This window comes from Bradyrhizobium sp. UFLA05-108, from assembly GCF_059803455.1.
The window spans coordinates 40,206-58,710 of the sequence record NZ_JBANAZ010000061.1; the positions used below are offsets into that span (position 1 = coordinate 40,206).

General features: G+C 60.3%; 19 protein-coding genes. 15 read left to right on the top strand and 4 right to left on the bottom strand.

The genetic code is table 11. The features are described 5' to 3' along the window. Positions 1 to 436: 436 nt before the first annotated feature. Both SO140_RS33985 and SO140_RS33990 read right to left on the bottom strand, forming a co-directional pair. Positions 437 to 2,071, bottom strand: a complete 1,635-nt coding sequence (locus tag SO140_RS33985) for a winged helix-turn-helix domain-containing tetratricopeptide repeat protein (protein ID WP_498543694.1) — start codon at positions 2,069 to 2,071, stop codon at positions 437 to 439. After that, positions 2,068 to 2,361, bottom strand: a complete 294-nt coding sequence (locus tag SO140_RS33990) for a hypothetical protein (protein ID WP_474801458.1) — start codon at positions 2,359 to 2,361, stop codon at positions 2,068 to 2,070. Before SO140_RS33990 ends, SO140_RS33985 begins: the two co-directional genes overlap by 4 nt. Before the next feature lie 1,069 nt (positions 2,362 to 3,430). Between SO140_RS33990 and SO140_RS33995 the strand changes: the two genes are divergently transcribed. Beyond that, positions 3,431 to 3,769, top strand: a complete 339-nt coding sequence (locus SO140_RS33995) for a PilZ domain-containing protein (RefSeq protein ID WP_449381605.1) — start codon at positions 3,431 to 3,433, stop codon at positions 3,767 to 3,769. A 387-nt stretch (positions 3,770 to 4,156) separates the two neighbouring features. Here the strand turns inward: SO140_RS33995 and SO140_RS34000 are convergent, their stop codons facing one another. Next, the gene (locus SO140_RS34000; protein ID WP_449381606.1) at positions 4,157 to 4,420 is read right to left on the bottom strand and encodes a hypothetical protein; all 264 of its coding nucleotides are present in this window, start codon (positions 4,418 to 4,420) and stop codon (positions 4,157 to 4,159) included. 462 nt (positions 4,421 to 4,882) lie between these two features. Here SO140_RS34000 and SO140_RS34005 point away from each other — a divergent pair, with 462 nt between their 5' ends. The 3 genes from SO140_RS34005 (at position 4,883) to SO140_RS34015 (ending at position 5,895) form a co-directional block, all read left to right on the top strand. Next, the gene (locus tag SO140_RS34005; RefSeq protein ID WP_449381607.1) at positions 4,883 to 5,053 is read left to right on the top strand and encodes a hypothetical protein; all 171 of its coding nucleotides are present in this window, start codon (positions 4,883 to 4,885) and stop codon (positions 5,051 to 5,053) included. A gap of 20 nt (positions 5,054 to 5,073) precedes the next feature. Beyond that, on the top strand, positions 5,074 to 5,433 hold the full coding sequence (locus SO140_RS34010; protein WP_449381608.1) for a DUF6616 family protein: 360 nt from the start codon (positions 5,074 to 5,076) through the stop codon (positions 5,431 to 5,433). A gap of 144 nt (positions 5,434 to 5,577) precedes the next feature. Then, a complete protein-coding gene (locus SO140_RS34015; RefSeq protein WP_449381609.1) occupies positions 5,578 to 5,895 on the top strand; it encodes a sensor histidine kinase in 318 nt (105 codons plus the stop codon). Between the two features lie 14 nt (positions 5,896 to 5,909). Here the strand turns inward: SO140_RS34015 and SO140_RS34020 are convergent, their stop codons facing one another. Next, a complete protein-coding gene (locus SO140_RS34020; RefSeq protein WP_449381610.1) occupies positions 5,910 to 6,422 on the bottom strand; it encodes a winged helix-turn-helix transcriptional regulator in 513 nt (170 codons plus the stop codon). Between the two features lie 206 nt (positions 6,423 to 6,628). Between SO140_RS34020 and SO140_RS34025 the strand changes: the two genes are divergently transcribed. From SO140_RS34025 to SO140_RS34075, 11 genes are all read left to right on the top strand, one after another. Then, positions 6,629 to 7,267: a 2-hydroxychromene-2-carboxylate isomerase gene (locus SO140_RS34025; protein ID WP_449381611.1), complete on the top strand. Its 639-nt coding sequence runs from the start codon at positions 6,629 to 6,631 to the stop codon at positions 7,265 to 7,267. Between the two features lie 59 nt (positions 7,268 to 7,326). Continuing rightward, positions 7,327 to 8,871, top strand: coding sequence for a class I adenylate-forming enzyme family protein (locus SO140_RS34030; protein WP_449381612.1), 1,545 nt, complete (start codon positions 7,327 to 7,329; stop codon positions 8,869 to 8,871). Between the two features lie 54 nt (positions 8,872 to 8,925). Next, positions 8,926 to 9,663 (top strand): SDR family oxidoreductase, encoded by a 738-nt coding sequence (locus tag SO140_RS34035; protein ID WP_449381613.1) that lies wholly within the window; start codon positions 8,926 to 8,928, stop codon positions 9,661 to 9,663. Between the two features lie 11 nt (positions 9,664 to 9,674). Beyond that, the gene (locus SO140_RS34040) at positions 9,675 to 10,856 is read left to right on the top strand and encodes an acyl-CoA dehydrogenase family protein (protein ID WP_498543695.1); all 1,182 of its coding nucleotides are present in this window, start codon (positions 9,675 to 9,677) and stop codon (positions 10,854 to 10,856) included. A 23-nt stretch (positions 10,857 to 10,879) separates the two neighbouring features. Then, entirely contained in the window at positions 10,880 to 12,001 is a 1,122-nt protein-coding gene (locus SO140_RS34045; RefSeq protein ID WP_449381615.1) for an acyl-CoA dehydrogenase family protein, read from the top strand. A 14-nt stretch (positions 12,002 to 12,015) separates the two neighbouring features. Continuing rightward, the gene (locus tag SO140_RS34050) at positions 12,016 to 13,203 is read left to right on the top strand and encodes an acetyl-CoA C-acyltransferase (protein WP_449381616.1); all 1,188 of its coding nucleotides are present in this window, start codon (positions 12,016 to 12,018) and stop codon (positions 13,201 to 13,203) included. A 20-nt stretch (positions 13,204 to 13,223) separates the two neighbouring features. Next, on the top strand, positions 13,224 to 14,234 hold the full coding sequence (locus SO140_RS34055; protein WP_449381617.1) for an NAD(P)H-dependent flavin oxidoreductase: 1,011 nt from the start codon (positions 13,224 to 13,226) through the stop codon (positions 14,232 to 14,234). 53 nt (positions 14,235 to 14,287) lie between these two features. After that, the gene (locus tag SO140_RS34060; protein WP_449381624.1) at positions 14,288 to 15,448 is read left to right on the top strand and encodes an iron-containing alcohol dehydrogenase; all 1,161 of its coding nucleotides are present in this window, start codon (positions 14,288 to 14,290) and stop codon (positions 15,446 to 15,448) included. A gap of 65 nt (positions 15,449 to 15,513) precedes the next feature. Further along, on the top strand, positions 15,514 to 16,713 hold the full coding sequence (locus SO140_RS34065; protein ID WP_449381618.1) for an ABC transporter substrate-binding protein: 1,200 nt from the start codon (positions 15,514 to 15,516) through the stop codon (positions 16,711 to 16,713). Beyond that, positions 16,685 to 17,551, top strand: coding sequence for a glutathione S-transferase family protein (locus SO140_RS34070; RefSeq protein ID WP_498543696.1), 867 nt, complete (start codon positions 16,685 to 16,687; stop codon positions 17,549 to 17,551). Before SO140_RS34065 ends, SO140_RS34070 begins: the two co-directional genes overlap by 29 nt. Before the next feature lie 39 nt (positions 17,552 to 17,590). Continuing rightward, positions 17,591 to 18,292 (top strand): SDR family NAD(P)-dependent oxidoreductase, encoded by a 702-nt coding sequence (locus tag SO140_RS34075; RefSeq protein WP_449381620.1) that lies wholly within the window; start codon positions 17,591 to 17,593, stop codon positions 18,290 to 18,292. Positions 18,293 to 18,505 lie beyond the last annotated feature (213 nt).

Below are 18,505 nucleotides of genomic sequence, written 5' to 3' on the forward strand. Positions count from 1 at the left end.
TCTTGCTGGCTTTGCGCTCGCCAAATGTCAGATCGATTTACGCGCCCTTGCCCGCGCATGCTTGACGCCCGCATCCGGAATTTCTTTAGATGCCGTGGATTTTTTGCTGAGGCAGGCAAAGGGCAGCGGGGCGATCACGCAGCGCTCTCAATCGCGTGAAGATACGGGGAGAGAGAGCAAATCGCTTCCAAGCAGCCGCGCTGCTTGCGATTCGATCGATAGTTCGACTTCGAAACTCAGCGGCTCCTTTAAAAGGAGCCGCCTTCCAGGGACCTCGCAGTGTGCAAACGGATAGGTCGGCACGCGGCCGTGGTCGCCAATCATTGCAGGCGGCTCGTGGCTTTTCACACAGCCAGGGACGTTATGGGACTTAAGCCAAGGCTCGTGATGCGGGCGGATGGGTCAAAACTCGAGGTGGCTACGCGGGCGTGCGTTTCTAAGCTCGGGGCTGCGAAATGCCTGCATTACTTAGACCGCGAATAAAACGATCGATAAGGTCCGGATCGTTGCAATAAAAAAGTTCCTGACGAGCAGTTTCAGTAGTGTAGCCGGGCTTGCGCCGAAGCAGGTCAGCAGCAACAGCTTCCGCTTGTGTCTTATCACCGAGAATGCCTAGTGAGGCGGCCAGTGGGGCGAACGCTTGATATGTAGCATTGCTTAGCCGAGTTGCCCGTCGCGCGAACTCGACTGCTATATCGTACTCGCCTAGGGAAAAGTGGGTCCAAGCGCGAACGTGATGGAAACTCCAAAGATGGTTGTCCCGTGGACTGAGCACGGTCGCGCGGTCGAGTAAGGTCTCAGCATCGGTCTCTCGGCCATGCCACAGCAAATTAAAGCCTTGTGCAAAATAGGCCTGGGCAAAACTCGGGTTTAGCTCCAAGGAAAGGTCGAGAGCCGCCAGTGCTTCGTCATTGTGACGAGTTAGGCACAGGATTCGACCACGGGCGCATTGGCAAAAGCAATCAAGGTCGTCGAGGGCTACTGCCGTTTGCGCCTGCCGCAAAGCGGTTTCAAGTCGCGCTAAGCGGTCTTTCGGTTCGTCTAGAAACGCACGTTGTATGTTTACGTAGCTGAGAGCGCCATGCCCGCGAGCAAAGTATGGATCCTCCGCGATGGCACGCTTGAAATACGTTTCAGCAGAATCAAATCCCGGAGTAGTAAAGCGCCACAAATTCCATAGACCGCGCTGGTAGCAGTCCCATGCGTCGAGGCTTTCGGGAGGCTTGCGAGCAGCGAGTTGCTGCTCGACCTTGGATAACTCGGGTTCGATCGTTGCAGCAATCTGTCTCGCCATCTCGTCTTGAATATCAAAAATGCATTCAAGCTGCAGATCATACTTGTCCGACCACAGTTGCTGCCCGTCCGCTGCCCGGACTAACTCCGCCGTTATCCTCACCGTCTCGCGATTTTTTCGTACGCTGCCGAGAAGCACATACCTTACGCTCAGCTGTTCGCCTATCTCCCGCGCGTCGACCATCCGCCCCTGGAAGCCGATGGTTGAGTGTCGCGAAATGACCGACAGCCACCTGTTCCGAGCGAGGAGACGAATGATATCTTCCGTTAGACCGTAGCTAAAGTAATCGTTGTCGGGGTCATCAGACATATTCCCGAACGGCATTACGGCGATTGATAAGCGCGCAACAGCCTCGGCCCTAACTGTTTCCGAGACGATGTTGTCGAGGTTGGACACTTCGGTCGCGACGGAAACAGTGGTGGATTTGCTTTCCGAACCGATACTTCGCTCGCTAGCTTCCGACGCTGAGACTGTTTGAACGTGTCCGACGAATCGGAAGCCACGTTTGTGTTGTGTACGAATGAGCGACTGGTCGTTGCCGTTATCACCAAGCGCCCGCCTGGCTGCGTTAACTCGGCTGCTGAGCGCTGCTTCGGAAATGATTCGACCGTGCCAAATAGTTTCAATCAACTCATCCTTACTTACAATCCGATCACGGTTGCGCACCAGATGAACAATAAGGTCGAAGACCTGAGGTTCGATATGGATGAACTCACCACGCCTGCGCAGCTCCTGCTGGCTGAGGTCGATCTCGAACTCGGAGAACTGGTACTTCAATACCGCCTCCAACTCGATCCCAATGCATCGCTGCGGTCGAGATATTCATACACGGGCCACGCAGTGGTCTGTCTCGCGAGGTTGGGTTTGGTGATCATCGCTTCCGGCCGCACATCCCGCCATTGTCCGTACAAACGGATGCGGTGACCGCCATCCTTACTGTCCCATTCGGGGTCGGCGACTGCTAGTTCGGGGCCGTTATGATCGTGCGCGTGCGCTGCGAAATGCGAGGCCAGCAACACGATCGCTGTCGTCGCCGCGTTGGCGGCCATTAAAGACATCTTCGTCATCGCAGTTTCTCTAGACAAACAAGAGATTAGCGCTGCGAAATGAGGTTACTTCAAACTGCGCGGGCTCCCCGATGTGTGCCGGTCAGTTGTTGCACCAACTCCAGACGAGTTGGACGGCTTCTAAAATCCCGCTCGTTCTTACGTCTGCGATGCGGTCACTGAGGTTCAAGCCGCGGCGGGGTCAGGTAAGGAACGGCGACCTGGCGGAGAGGGCCGCTTTGGTGCAAAGCGGACAAGCGCGCAGGAATGATCTTGGCCATTGCCAATGAGGACTGCCATTCCTTGTGGCGGGTTGCCTGCTCGCCTGCGGTTGGATTTTTTGATGTAAGCCGTCGATCTGCAATGGACAGAATTTGGCTCAGTTGGAAAGAGTCTCTTGAAAAATCAATAGTGGCAGCGTGTCTCTTAATCAGCGGGTCCCAGGTTCGAGCCCTGGAGCGCCCACCAATCTCCCAAAAATATCAGTGGGTTAGACCGATCCTCGCGAAGACACAGGTCGCTTGTAAGCGCTGGGTCACGCTTGGGTCACAAAGGAGGCTGTCACGGCTCTATTTAAGCTGGCGGCGACGTGCGGCCCGGCTCGTATCTTGAATGATCGAAGGCCGTGTTCTCCGCTCCGACTGCATCGTGCCAGCGACGCTCACCGAGACCTCATCGCCCATCGGAAATTCTTGCTCGGCAGTAAACACTGCTGCTCCAGGAGCAGCGGCCGCGGATTCTCGAAAATGTCCGAGTCGATGGCGAGCGCCTGGAGGGCGTCGGCGTGACGCCGACGATCGAGGGGCAGACGCTCCCTGCGCATTTCGCCCATGGATCTCGTGAAGCCGACCTCCGCTTCGAAACACGAACGTCCGTTTGTAAAGTCGGCGTCTGAATTAACCACGAACTTCGATCCAATTTTAATAAGACAACAATGCTGCTTGTTAGCTTAAATCAACCAGATCAGCTTTGCAGGTGCTGCCGTTTTCCGGGCGTCGGCGGGACCGGGAAACCGACTTCATAAAGCGCGATCGCAATCGCTGCGGTCGCGTCCGATGGGAAGTTGCATTCTCATTTGGAGCATCTGGCCATGATGGAACGTCGCGCACTGAGCCGCATACCGATGAACCGGGCGGCGCTGCTGTCATTCGATGGAATTCGTGGGACTCATCCATGCGTGGTGCGCGATATCAGCGCCTTGGGGGCCTGCATCTCCGCGCCGTACTTCATATTTGCCAACGAATTTGTGCTGTCGTTCGATGGCCATCCCGCAATTTTCATCTGCCGCATTGTGTGGAGAAAGGAGACGCTTTGCGGAGCTGCCTTCCTCCTGCGTCGTCGCTCGCCGAAATTGGCGAACGATTCCGGCGAGTACACAAAAGTGGTGCGACTTGATCGCCAGACCATGCGCCGCGAAAGGCGTCATTAGCTGAGAAGTGGCGGCAAAACTCCTTGCGCGCGCCGCTCGGCATGCTGCCGCCAAGCCGGAGGTCGCGCGCGGACGTAACATTGCCCGCGCCTAGACGTGGGCACCTTCGCCTATTCTGGGCATCTTCGGCGGCGACGATCACCCTCATGCTGGCGGCGGCCACGCTATCCGCTCCTGCGGCTGGTTTCGAGCAGTGCACGACCGGCGCGCTGAAGACGTTAGGAGTCTGCGGCGCCGGCAAGCCGCGACCACGGCAAGCGGCCAGCTTGGATCGGGTGAAAGGACCGTCCTACTGTGACGACCCCCGCGGCCGATATCGCCTACGGCAACGTATTTGAGCCATGTCGCCGCACCGTGTCGGATTCGCATGGGCCTCTCGGCCGTTTATTAGCCGCAGACCCGCACGCGGTGCTCCCGCCAGCCATGCCCGTCCCAGAAGCGTTGGGTCTTCCAGTAGCAAGGAGGCATTGGTTCGCCAACCGGGGCATCGACATAGCCCGACCAGTACGGATAGCCGCCGGGGCCGGGATAAGTGCGCGGATACGGATTGCCGCCGGGTCCGTAATCATAGCGCGGACCAGCAAACGCGGGCGAGGCTGCGGAGACGGCCAAAGTCGCGGCCGCAGCGAGAGCCAATAACGTTTTCCTCATGGTGTATCCTTTCCAGTTCGGCGGCGGCAGGAGGGACGCACGCCGGTCACTGCAATGAACTCACGATTCCAGGCCACGGCAAGATGCCATTGACGCCACCGACCAATATTGCTGGCTCGGGGATTAGGTCATCAGGCAGGCAGCGCCGCCACGAGTACGTCCCTCTTGGTCGCCCCCGGGAAGCCGGGATCGAATGCGAGCAGGTACCAGTTAGTGACACTTGTCTTCTCACCGCGGCGCGGCGACGCTCCCGTTGCCACGGACCACAAACATCCGGGATGCGGCTTACCTCATTAGCCCCAACAGCGTCGCGAGAGCAGACATTGCGGGACCGCCGGCGCGATCCCGACCGACGCCAGGTATGTGATCGACCGAAATCGTGCGACCGGCGGTGGCATGACTGCGGGAGTTGATTTCGGTCTTGCCATAGTCGGCCACCTCGCGGGAGAGCCCGTCGGTCGAGTGGCAGAGCTGTCCTTCGAGTATGCGCCGCAACCCCCTTTCGGAACCGGGCGAACTGAACTGGCCGATCCCGCGACATTGGCCAAAACGACCGACGCGCTGAAGTATCTGATGCCGGTCGAGCAGCTGGAGGGCGTGAGAGCCCGCCGCTCGGCCATGGGAAAACTCTAACCGGCCCACGCTCTCGTAAGGTGTCATCATGCAGCAGGGTTTTCGTCGAGCTCTACAACTACGCTCCCGCATGGAGCAAATGCTCCGAAACCGAGCGAACCGAATTCGTCAACAAGGTCATCGAGGCCGTAAACGGATTGAAATCTGCCGGCGTCGACGTCATCGCCTACGGCAAGAACGCGCCTGAGACCGATCGCCGCGCGCCGTGCGACTTCTTTTGCGTCTATCGCGTGCCGAGCGTCGAATTTCAGCGCGAGTTCGAGCGTCAGATCACCGCGTCTGGTTGGTACAACTACTTCGAGCAAGTGAACATTGGCGGATCTGCGGAAGATTATTCGGCTGTCCTGCTCGGTAATGCCAGGATGGTTCATCCTGACTGAACACACAAGGCTTCACCGATCGCCGAGCCTGACAGAGAGCGACGGTAGTTTTGCAGGTCGTCCGACGCCGGTCATGGGTGGCCATGCGGTGGCCCACACGATCCGATTGGTCTCGTTGCCCGGTAGCGGATTCAGAGCGATAGGTTGCTCTTCGGTGCGATCCTGCGAAATCTGGTGCGTAACTTGGTCAAGTACACTCACCCTGGCGGTCGCGTTCTCGTTGATGCCGTGCTGCCGGCAAGAACGTCCTCATCGAAGTCTATGACGCCGCTATCGGCATATCCCGGCGACGAGATTCCGCAAGTCTTTGATTTGTTCGCTTGCACGGACTTCTCGAGCGGTAGCGATGGGGTAGGCCTCTACATTGTGCGACAAGCCGCTGGGATGCTCGGGCATCACCTGGAGATCACGTCCACACCATTGCAGGGGTCGCGATTTTGCATTGTTGCAGAGAGGGCCTGATGTTTATTAGTGACCTAACCAGATCGAACGGTTCTCCTGGAGCCTGTTAGCGTGTTCGCACGTACCGGCGACGATTGTCGCGCGCCGGGGCCAGGATGCACGTGAACTGCCTTGGCCGTGAGCGGCTCACCGCATTCCGAACAGACCATGACTGGGTCGAACAACTTTCCGCAGTTCTTGTGCTCATGCAGCATCGGCCTCCCGCGCGCGTCGACCATGTGGATGTTGCCCCAGTGCACGATGGACATGATGATCGGATAAAGGTCGAGACCCTTCTGCGTCAGGATGTATTCGTAGCGCTTTGGCGAGTCCTGGTAGGGAATCCGGCGAAGCACGCCGAAGCGCACCAGCTTCTTCAGCCGATCGGCGAGAAGATGCCGGGTAACTCCCAGCGACGCCTGAAATTCATCGAACCTGCGGATGCGCAGAAAGCATTCGCGCAGGATGAGCAGGCTCCAGCGGTCGCCGATCACGGCCACTGTGCGGGCGAGCGAACAAGGCTCCTCCTCGAGAGCGTCCCATTTCATTCGCGTCTCCAGCAATTCGCCACAGCATTTCAAAATAAATTCTAAATTAGAACGGACATGATTTCAATACGATACCTCACTAACCGCTACAAACCTTAGATCATATGATGAGTATCATATTGACAGTTCTAAAATAGAACGTAGCATCTCGATGCGATTAACGGGGCGGTCTGCGGGGGCTGCCAGTCGAAAAGGAAAGGCGTGCCATGGCTGTTCCGCTTAAGGTCGAGTTTCATTTCGATTTCGGTAGTCCCAACGCTTATCTCGCCGAACTGGTGCTGCCGGAGATCGAGCGGCGGATCGGCGTGAAGTTCGACTACGTTCCCGTGCTCCTCGGTGGCGTCTACAAGGCGACTGGCAATATGTCGCCAGCCGAGTCCCTGCACGGCATCAAGAACAAGCCCGGATACAACGCGCTGGAAACTGAGCGCTTTCTACGGCGCCACAACATCACGAAATTCAAGTCGAACCCGTTCTTCCCGGTGAACACGCTAACGCTGATGCGCGGCGTCGTTGCGGCCCAGTTCGAGGGAATGTTCGAGCCCTATTTCCGCGCCGCCTATCACCACATGTGGGTCGAGCCCAAGAAGATGGACGATCCGCAGGTCTTCCGCGAGGCGTTCCTGTCCTCTGGACTCGATATCGATCGCATTGCGGTGCGCGCACAGCAGGACGACGTCAAGAAGAAGCTGATCGAGAACACCAGTGATGCCGTGGCTCGCGGCTCGTTCGGATCGCCGACCTTTTACGTCGGGAGCGAGATTTTCTTTGGCAAGGACAAATTGCGCGAGGTGGAGGACGAGATCGTCGCGCAACTAGCCACGGAGCGGCGCAAGACCGCCTGATCCGGACCGGAAGCAAGAAAGAATAGGGCCCAAAGGGCCATTGCAGGGAGGTTTCAGTGGTGGCTTCGACGCAGACGGTGGCAGAACATCTTGAAGGCTTGCCAAACCGGATCCACGGGGTGATCGACCGGCATGTCGACTTGACCCCGGATCGTCTTGCCTTGATCGATGACAAGGCAAGCTTGACCTATCGCGAGCTGGATCGGAGCGTGGGCGGCGTCGCGAGGGCGTTGCGGGCGCTGGGAATCCGCGCCGGCGACCGCATGATGATCGTCAGCGAAAACTCCATTCCGCTCGCCTGTCTGCTGCTCGCCGCAAGCCGGCTTGATGCATGGGCGATCGTCGTCAATCCGCGGCTGTCGCCACGCGAGATTGACCAGATCAAGGATCACAGTGGCGCTCGTCGGGCTTTCTTTACCACCGATGTTTCGCAGGAAGCATCCGACCACGCCACGCGGTATGGCGCGAGCATACAGGATGTCGGCCCGCTCGAGGGCATCGGCGTGACCGCGCTGAATGAGACGACCGCGCCAGAGCCGGTCGAGACCGAAGGCTCGCACCAGGTTGCGGTCCTCATCTACACATCGGGGACCACGGGCACGCCCAAGGGCGTGATGCTAACTCACCGCAATCTCCTGTTCAGCGCAAAGGGCACTGCCAATTGGCGGAAGATGACGTCGGCCGATGTGCAATATTGTGTACTGCCGATCTCGCACATCGTTGGCATTTCGTTGCTCACCATGACTTTGATGGTTGGCGGCACCGTGCGCCTGGTCGCAAAGTACGATCCGGCCGCCCTCGCGAAAGCGATGGCGGAGGAGGGTATTACCATCCTCAATGGCGTGCCGGCGACTTACCAGCGGCTGGTTGAATACCGGCGCAACGCAGGCTTGCCGAAGTTCAATCGTGGTGCGCTTCGCCTGATTGCAGTGGCGGGAGCGCCGCTCGATCTGGATCTCAAATCTCGTGTCGAGCAGGAACTCGGCCTGCCGCTCCTTAACGGCTACGGCATTACCGAGTGCTCGCCGGGCATCTCCGGCGTCCGATTCGATAACCCGAGGGCCGACCACGCCGTAGGAACGGTTCTCCCAGGCCTTGAGGCAAAGCTCGTCGCTCGGAACGGCAAGACCGTTGCCAACGCTGAGGTCGGTGAGCTCCATGTTCGTGGCCCGAATGTGATGCGTGGCTACTACCGCGCTCCCGACTTGACCGCGAAGGCGATCGATGCCGACGGTTGGTTCAACACCGGCGACCTAGCGCGCTTCGAGGGCGACTGCCTCTTCATCGTTGGCAGGACCAAGGAGATGATCATCCGCTCCGGATTTAACGTCTATCCGGCTGAGATAGAAGCAGTGTTGAGTACGCACGATGCGGTGGTGCAGTGCGCCGTGGTCGGACGGCCAGTCGAGGGCAATGAAGAGATCGTGGCCTTTGTGCAGCTGATCAAGGGCTCGACCGTCACGGTACAGGATCTGATGGCCCATGTTGCTCCGCAACTGACCTCGTACAAGCGCCCGTCCGAGATTATCCTGATGGACGCGCTGCCCGCGACATCAACGGGCAAGCTATTGAAGCACAAGCTCGCGGAATCGCTGCGCAGCTGAGGCTGACGCGCCGTCCGCAGAACAACTCACTCAAGCAAGAGACCGGAGAACACCATGCAAAAGAGAAACAAGACGGTTGCCGTCATTGGTGCCGGTGATTTCATCGGCGGCGAGATCGCCAAGAAGTTCGCCTCCGAGGGCTTCACCATCTTCGCCGGTCGCCGCAACGGCGATAAGCTTGCGCCACTCGTCAAGGAGATCGAAGCCGCCGGCGGCGAAATCCATGCCCGCTCGCTCGATGCGCGCAAGGAGGAGGAAATCACTGCCTTCCTCAACGACGCCGACAAGCATGCGCCGCTGGAAGTTTGCATCTTCAACATTGGCGCCAACGTAAATTTCCCGATCCTGGAGACTACCGAGCGCGTGTTCCGCAAGGTCTGGGAAATGGCGTGCTACTCCGGCTTCCTGGCCGGGCGTGAGGCGGCGCGGCTGATGACGGCGCGCGGTGCGGGCAACATTTTCTTCACCGGCGCGACCGCGTCGTTGCGCGGCGGCAGCGGCTTTGCCGCCTTCGCCGGCGCCAAGTTTGGCTTGCGCGCCGTGGCGCAGGCGATGGCGCGCGAGCTCGGACCGAAGAACATCCACGTCGCGCATCTCATCATCGACTCCGGTGTCGATACCGAATGGGTGCGGCAGCGCCGCATCGAGGCGCTCGGTCCCAATGCGCTCGACAACCCCGACCTCCTGATGCCGCCGTCGTCGGTCGCGGCGTCCTACTGGCAGCTCTATCAGCAGCCGAAGAGCGCCTGGACGTTTGAGCTGGAAATCAGACCCTTTGGCGAGAAGTGGTAGGAGTAGGTCCGATGGAGCTCGCATTGTCACCGGAGGATGCCGCCTTCCGCGACGAGGTGCGCGCCTTCATCGCCGGGAATTATCCGGCGGAGATGCGCGTTCCGAATCCGGAGACTGATCTTTCCAAGGAGCAGATGCTCCTCTGGCATCGCATCCTGCACAAGAAGGGCTGGATCGCGCCGCTCTGGCCGAAGGAATTTGGCGGGCCCGGCTGGTCGATCACGCGCCGCTTCATCTTCGAGCAGGAGACCACGCGCGCCGGCACGATGCCGCCGTTGGCGTTCAGCGTCACTATGGTTGGCCCGGTCATCTATACGTTCGGCAACGAGGCGCAGAAGAAGAAGTTCTTGCCGCGCATCCTGTCCGGTGAGGACTGGTGGTGCCAGGGCTATTCCGAGCCGGGCTCGGGATCCGACCTCGCCACCGTCCGTACCAAGGCCGTGCGCGATGGGGACCACTACATCGTCAATGGCCACAAGACCTGGACCACGCTGGCCCAGCACGCCGACTGGATCTTTTGCCTGGTGCGGACCGATCCTGCCGCCAAACCGCAGTCCGGCATCTCGTTCCTGCTGATCGACATGAAGTCGCCCGGTGTTACGGTCCGGCCGATCATCACCATCGACGGCTCCCACGAGGTCAACGATGTCTTCCTGGAAGACGTTCGCGTTCCCGTAGAAAACCTGATCGGCGAGGAGAACAAGGGCTGGAGCTACGCGAAATTCCTGCTCGGCAATGAACGCACCAGCATGGCCGGGATCGGCCGCTCGACGCGCTACATCGAGCGGCTGAAGCGGATCGTGAAGGCCGAGATATGGGAGGAGGATCCGGCCCATCTCGAATTCATCAGGGATATCGCCCGCGTTGAGGTCGACGTGCTGGCGCTGGAAGCGACCGAGTTGCGGGTCGTGGCGCAGATGGCGCGCGGGATCGATCCGGGGCCGGCGGCCTCGCTGTTCAAGATCCGCGGCACCGAGATCTTTCAGAACATCACCGAGCTGACTCACCGTGCCACCGGCAATTATGGTCTGGCGATCCGAGAGCATCCGGTCAGCGCGAACCATTTCATGCCTGGGCCGGACTATGGACACACCGCGTCGGAAAAGTACCTGAACTCGCGAAAGCTCAGCATCTACGGCGGGTCGAACGAGATCCAGCGCAACATCATCGCCAAGGCAGTGCTCGGTCTCTAGCAACAGCGCCACAAGAGGATCGGATGGATATCCAGTTCACGGAAGAGCAGGAATTATTGCGATCGAGCGTCCAGCGTCTGCTGCGCGACCAGTATGATTTTGACGCGCGTCGCAAGATCGTCGCAAGCGAAGAAGGCGCTAGCCGCGAACAATGGGCTGACTTCGCCGAACTCGGTCTGTTCGCGGCGCCGTTCTCCGAGGACGTCGGCGGTCTCGGTGGTGGACCGCTGTCGACCATGATCATCATGCAGGAGTTCGGCCGCCACCTCGTGGTCGAGCCGTTCGTTGAAACGGTCGTGCTTGCCGGCGGCCTGATCGAGCAGGCGGGATCCGACACGCAGAAGAAGGGCTTTATCCCCGACATCATCGCGGGGAAGAAGATCTGGGCTCTGGCCTGGGCCGAAAAGGGCTCGCGCTTCGATCTGGCGACGGTGACGACTACCGCGCGCCACGACGACGGCGACTACGTCTTGAGTGGCGAGAAGACAGCTGTGATCGCCGCACCCTGGGCGGATTATCTCATCGTCTCTGCCCGGATCTCAGGTGACCGCGGCGGCGTCAGCCTGTTCGTCGTCGATCGGCGCGCGGCCAACCTGCATCTGCAGAGTTTCAAGACCATCGACGGACGCCGCGCCGCTGAGGTCAGTTTGAACAATGTCCGCGGTCAGCTGCTTGGCAAGGAAGGCGAAGGTGTCGCTGCGCTGGAAGCCTGCCGTGATCGGGCGATCGGCGCGCTCTGTGCCGAAGCCGTCGGCGCGATCGGGGAGCTGAACTCGGCCACGCTGGAATATTCAAAGACGAGAAAGCAGTTCGGAACGGCGATCGGCTCGTTTCAGGTGCTGCAGCACCGGATGGTCGACATGTTTGTCGCGCATCAGGAGGCGCTCTCCCTGATGCAGCATCTCAATCTCAGCCTCCACGCGGGCGAGACTGGCGTCTCGCGACTGGCGTCAGGCGCAAAATCGAAAATCGGTTATGCCGGCAGGTTCGTCGCCGACCAGGCGGTGCAGCTGCATGGTGGCATGGGCATGACCGACGAGCTCAATGTCGGGCACTACTTCAAGCGCATTTCCGCGATCAACATCCAGTTCGGCGATCCCGCATATCACTTGCTGCGCTACGCGCGGCTCGAAAAAGCGGCCTAAGCAGAGAGGCAAGCATGACAACTGATGCAGTTATCGTTTCTACCGCGCGTACCGGTGTCGGCAAGGCCTATCGCGGCGCGCTCAACAATACCGACGGTCCGACCCTGGCCGGCCATGTGATGGCCGAGGCCGTGAAACGTGCCGGTATCGCGCCCGGCGAGGTCGAGGACGTGGTGATGGGCTGTGCCATGCAGCAGGGCACCATGGTGATGAACGTCGCGCGCAAGGGCGCGATCCGTGCCGGTCTCCCCGTCACGGTTGCCGGTACCACAATTGATCGCCAGTGCGCCTCTGGCCTGCAGGCGATCGCGGTCGCTGCGCGCTCGGTGATGCTGGACGGCGTCGAGATCGCGATCGGCGGCGGCATCGAGTCGATCAGTCTGGTGCAGAACGACCACATGAACAGGTTCCATGCCGTCGACGAAGAGCTGATGGCGATGAAGCCGGAAATGTACATGTCGATGCTGGAGACCGCGGAGGTCGTCGCCGAGCGCTACAGGATTGGCCGCGATAAGCAGGACGAATACAGCCTCGAATGCCAGCGCCGCGTCGGTGCCGCCCTGCAGGGGGGCCGCTTCAACGACGAGATCGTGCCGATCACGACCAGGATGGCCGTGATCGACAAGGACACCAAGGAGGTCAGCTACCAGCAGGTGACGCTGACCAAAGACGAAGGACCGCGCCCCGATACGACCGCCGAGGGCCTCGCCAAGATCAAGCCGGTGTTCGAGGGCAAGACGATAAGCGCCGGCAATGCCAGCCAGCTTTCGGACGGCGCCTCGGCTTGCGTGATCATGAGCGACAAGATCGCTGCCAGGAAGGGCCTGAAGCCGCTTGGCATCTTCCGCGGCTTCGTCGCCGCCGGCGTCGAGCCGGACGAGATGGGCGTCGGCCCGGTCGCTGCGATCCCGCGGCTGTTGAAGCGCCACAATCTGAAGATCGACGACATCGATCTCTGGGAGCTCAATGAGGCCTATGCGGTGCAGGTGATCTATTGCCGCGACAAGCTCGGCATCGATCCGGACAAGCTCAACGTCAATGGCGGCTCGATCGCGATCGGCCATCCCTACGGCATGACCGGTTCGCGGCTCACGGGGCACCTCCTGATCGAGGGCCGTAGGCGCAAGGCGAAATACGGCGTGGTGACCATGTGCATCGGCGGTGGCATGGGCGCGGCCGGTCTGTTCGAAGTCGTCCACTGATTCAAAAGCGGAGATCACACGTGAAGACGGCAATCACTGAACTATTCGGCATCCAGCATCCGATCATCCAGGGTGGCATGCATTATGTCGGCTTTGCCGAGCTTGCGGCAGCCGTCTCCAACGCCGGCGGTCTCGGCATCATCACCGGCCTGACACAGAGAACCCCGGAACGGCTGGCGAAGGAAATCGCGCGTTGCCGCGACATGACCGACAAGCCCTTCGGCGTGAACCTGACCTTCCTGCCGAGCTTCATCGCGCCTCCCTATCCAGAATACATCGCCGCCATCAAGGAAGGTGGCGTCAAGGCTGTCGAGACCGCTGGCCGCAGCCCCGAGCAGTACATGCCGGCGCTGAAGGCGGCCGGGATCAAGGTGATCCACAAATGCACTTCGGTGCGACATTCGCTTAAGGCTGAGAAGATCGGTTGCGATGCGGTGAGCGTTGACGGGTTCGAGTGCGGCGGCCACCCTGGCGAGGACGACATCCCGAATATGATCCTGCTGCCGCGCGCGGCGGACGAATTGAAGATCCCGTTTGTGGCCTCGGGCGGCATGGCGGATGCTCGGAGCCTCGTGGCAGCGCTGTCGATGGGCGCGGCCGGAATGAACATGGGAACCCGCTTCGTCGCTACCAAGGAAGCGCCGGTCCACGACAACGTCAAGCACGCGTTGGTCAAGGCAACCGAGCTCGACACGGTGCTGGTGATGCGCGCGCTGCGCAATACCGAGCGTGTGCTCAAGAACAAGGGCGTCGATCAACTGCTCGAAGTCGAGCGTGAAAAGGGCGCAAGCCTGAAGATCGACGACATCCACGAGCAGGTGGCCGGAGTCTACCCCAAGGTCATGGTGAACGGCGAAATGGACGCGGGTGCCTGGAGCTGCGGGATGGTGGTCGGCCTGATCAAGGACATTCCGACCGTGAAGGAGCTGATCGATCGTATCATGAGTGAGGCCGAGCAGATCATACGTCAGCGCCTCACCGGCTTTCTTGACGGGACTATCGACGACGCACCGGCGCGCGCCGTCGCCTGACGGCCCGGCGCCACGCGGGAATGTCGAACAACAACATCGATGGGAGCGAAGGCATGCTGGTCACGGGCAGTTATCAATACCCGACGATGGAATCGGTGATCTACGGCAAGCCTGCGGCCGAGGCGCTGCGTGAGGAAGCGGAGCGGCTTGGCGCCAGGCGTGTCTACCTGATCGTCAGCCGCACCCTGAACAGCAAGACCGAAGAGATTGAGAAGATCCGCAAAGGCCTGGGCGAACGCCATGCCGAGACGTTCGATGGGGTCCCGCAGCACACGACACGCGAAGCGGTGGTGCAGATCGCGAGGCGAGCGGCGGAGGCGAAGACTGACCTAGTCGTCGCCATCGGCGGCGGCTCGGCGGTCGACGCGGCGAAGATCGTGCTGATGTGCATGGAGCACGAGATCTTCGAGCAGGACGGGCTTGACGGCTTCGAAACCACGCCGGAGCGACGCTTCGGTCAGTTCCGCACCCCCAAGGTGCGCATGATTGCCATCCCCAGCACGCTGTCCGGCGGCGAATACAATTCCGGCACGCTGGTCACCGATGCCCGCCGCAAGCTGAAGCAGATCTTCAACCACCCCATGATGATGCCGCGCAGTATCATTCTCGATCCCGCCATCACCAAATATACGCCGGAAAAACTCTGGCTTGGTTCCGGCACACGAGCCATGGATCACGGCATCGAGGCGATCTGTTCGAGTCGTCCCAATATACTCGTCGACGCCGTGTGTCAGCAGGGACTGCGCTATCTGCATGATGGTCTCGGGCGCACCAGGAGCAATCCGAACGACGAAGCGGCACGGCTGAGCTGTCAGTTGGGCTCGTGGCTGTCGGCCTTCGGGTTGCAGGCGAGGGTGCCGATGGGGGCGAGCCACGCCATCGGTCATGTGCTCGGCGGCACCTGCGACGTGCCGCATTATTTCTGCACAGCCGTGATGATGCCGAGCGTGTTGCGCTACAACCGCCCGGCCACGGAAGCCGCTCAGAAGGCGGTCGCAGCCGCACTCGGGAGGCCCGAGCGTGATGCCAGCGAGGCCTTCGCGGAATTTATCGCGGAGCTCGGCCTTCCCCGGACGCTCGCCGAGGTCGGCGTTACCGAGGATCGCTTCGAGCTGATCGGCAAGAACGCCATGCTCTCGATCTTTACGCGGGCGAACCCGCAGCCGATCCGCGAGCCCGGCGACGTCATCAAGATACTCAAATTGGCCGCCTGAGCCGATCGAGGAACAAGCGTCGGACCTGCGGAAGGCGAGACGCGTCAACATTGGAGGAATGCGCGATGTTTAGGAGCATCCGGCTGGGCTGCGCAATCTTGCTTGCTATGTCAATCTCGTGCTGGGCAGGTGACACGCCCGGTGTCACGGCGACGCAAATCAAGATCGGCGGGATATTTCCCCTGAGTGGGCCGGCTTCCTCGATCGGCCAGACCGGACAGGGCGTGCGGGCCTATGTGCAATCGGTCAACGATCGCGGAGGGATTAACGGACGCAAAATCGAATATCTCATGCTCGATGATGCTTATAGCCCGCCGAAGGCATTTGAGCACGCGCGCAGGCTGGTGGAGAGCGACGATGTCGCCTTTATGTTCAGCCAGCTCGGCACGGCGGGCAATTCCGCCGTGGCAAAATACCTCGCCGCGAAACGGGTGCCGACGATCGCGATCGTGACCGGCGCCAGCAAATTCACCAGCGTCAAGGACTACCCGCTGACGACCACGGGACTTGTCAGCTATGACACCGAGGGAAAGATCTACGCAAGATATCTGCAGCGCACCTTGCCCACGGCGAAATACGCGATTCTGTTCCAGAACGACGATCTGGGTCGTGACTATGTGAATGCCTTCAAAACGGTGCTAGGCGCTGATTTCGACAAGCGCGTGGTGACCGCCAGTTACGAGGTGACGGAACCAACGGTCGACTCGCAGGTGGTCACACTCAAGAGTTCGGGTGCACAGGCGCTGTTCATCGCAGGTACACCGAAATTCGCTGCTCAGGCCATCCGCCGCGCCGCCGAGAGCGGCTGGAAGCCGACAATCTTCATCAACTTCCCCTCATCGACAATCGCGGGCACGCTGAAGCCGGCGGGATTGGAAAACGCGATCGGCGTGATCGTGGGAACGCCGAACAAGGACCCCAGCGATCAGAAGTGGGCGGATGACGAGGGCGTCAAGGTCTATCGTGACTTCTTCGAACGATATCTGGCCGGCTCGGATATCACCAACACCAGCTATCTGACCGGGTATCAGCAGGGCATGGTGCTGGAGCAGATTCTCAAGCAATGCGGCGACGACCTTTCGCGCGAAAACATCATCAAACAGGCGAAGTCGCTGAAGAACCTCGTGCTGCCGACCGCGCTGCCCGGAATTCACATCAACACCAGCGCCAGCAACAACATGATCTGGACGCAACTGCAGCTTCAGCGATGGACCGGCACGGGCTGGGAGCAGTTCGGTGAAATTCTCGACGGGAGCTCGGAGTAGGCGACCCCACGTTCATCAGGAGCGATCCACGATGGCTGATTTGCGAATATTCTCTTATCTACCGAACCCGCGTGTCTGGAAGGCAACCATCGCCGCCCGGTTCTGCGCCGTGGACGTCGAGGTCAGGGGAGCATCGGCCAAGGAGTTGAGGGAATGGCTATGGGATTATGATGCGCGTCCCCTGGCTGACAACGAGCGTCAATCCTTGTCATCCCTTGCGCGTATCGGCCGGGTCGGGCTGACCGGTGCGCAGCTCTTCAAGACCGATGCGTTCCTTGAAGCACAGCCGTTCGGTAACGTGCCGACAGCTTTCGGGCCCGGCGGAAAGACCGGCATCTTCGAGTCGAACAGCATCATGCGAGCGGTGGCGCGGCTGGGTGAGGCGGCGTTCCCGCTCTATGGGCGTGATGCTTACGAAGCGTCCAGGATCGACAGCTTTCTGGATGTCAGCCTCGTCTTTGCGAGAGATGCGCAGATCTATCTGCTCGCGCTTTCGGGCGGCACGGTCGATGCGGCGATACATGCGCGCGCCAAGGAGGCCTTCGCCATCTATGCCTCGGGACTGGAACAGGCGTTGTCTCCGCGACGGGATACGCTGGTGGGAAATGGCATCACCTTGGCGGACATTTGCTTTGCCGCCGAGTTTGCATTGTTCATGAACGAGCATGCCCGGGCCAGGCAATTGAGCGAGCATGGGCTCGACAGGATCCTGCATCAGGGGGTCGAAAGCGACTATCCGCTGGCGTTCGCGCACTTCGCCCGGCTGATTGATCACGAGCACTTCAGGCCGGACCTCAAACCGTATGTCGAAAGATTGGTCTCAAAGGCGGCCCCCTGAAGGTAATAGCCGCCCGCTCCAACCAGGAGGTTTAATCGCATGATCGCGCCCGTTTGCCTGATAACGGGCGTTGGACCCGGCACGGGTTCGGCGCTCGCCAGACGATTTGCCGAGGGCGGCTACCGCGTGGCGCTTCTCGCCAGGAACGAGGAACGTCTTGCCGCACTCGAGAGCGAGCTGCCGAACGCGCGTGGCTATCGATGCGACGTGTCCGATCCGGCGCAGATCGAAATGGTCGCGAGCTCCGTCGAGCGCGAGCTGGGTCAGCCCGGCGTCGTCATCCACAATGCCGTTGGCGGAGCTTTTGGTACGTTTCGCGAGATTGATCCGCAGATTCTCAACCGAAACTTCCAGATCAATACGATGGGACTCTTGTATCTCGCGAGGCGCTTTGCGCCGGCGATGGTCAGCTCGGGCAAGGGCGCCATTGTTGCCACCGGCAATACGTCAGCCCTGCGGGGCAAGCCCGCTTTCGCCGGCTTTGCACCGACCAAGGCGGCGCAGCGGATCCTGGCCGAATCGATGGCGCGCGAGCTCGGGCCGCAAGGCGTACATGTCGCCTATGTCATCATTGATGCGGTTATCGATTTGGAATGGACTAGGAAACGCTACCCGGCGAGTCCGGAAGACTTTTTCATTAAGCCGCAGGCGATTGCAACGGAGATCTGGCACGTTGTTCATCAGGATCGCAGCGCGTGGTCATTCAATGTCGAGTTGCGGCCCTTCGGAGAAAACTGGTAGCCGCAGCCTGGAATGTGGTCCCGGACATGTGTCGACAGGCTCCTTGAGTTGCCTCGTGCAGCCAAGAGTTGGCCCGGAAACGGGAGATTTGCTCGTTAGTCGTCAATGTCTCGATCCCTGCCGCCACGTTGTGGCAGTCGCAGCGCGTCTGAGCACACTCCATTCAGGAGAGGCTTAGGCGGCTTTCAATCGCCCGCCCGGCACAAAGGCGGT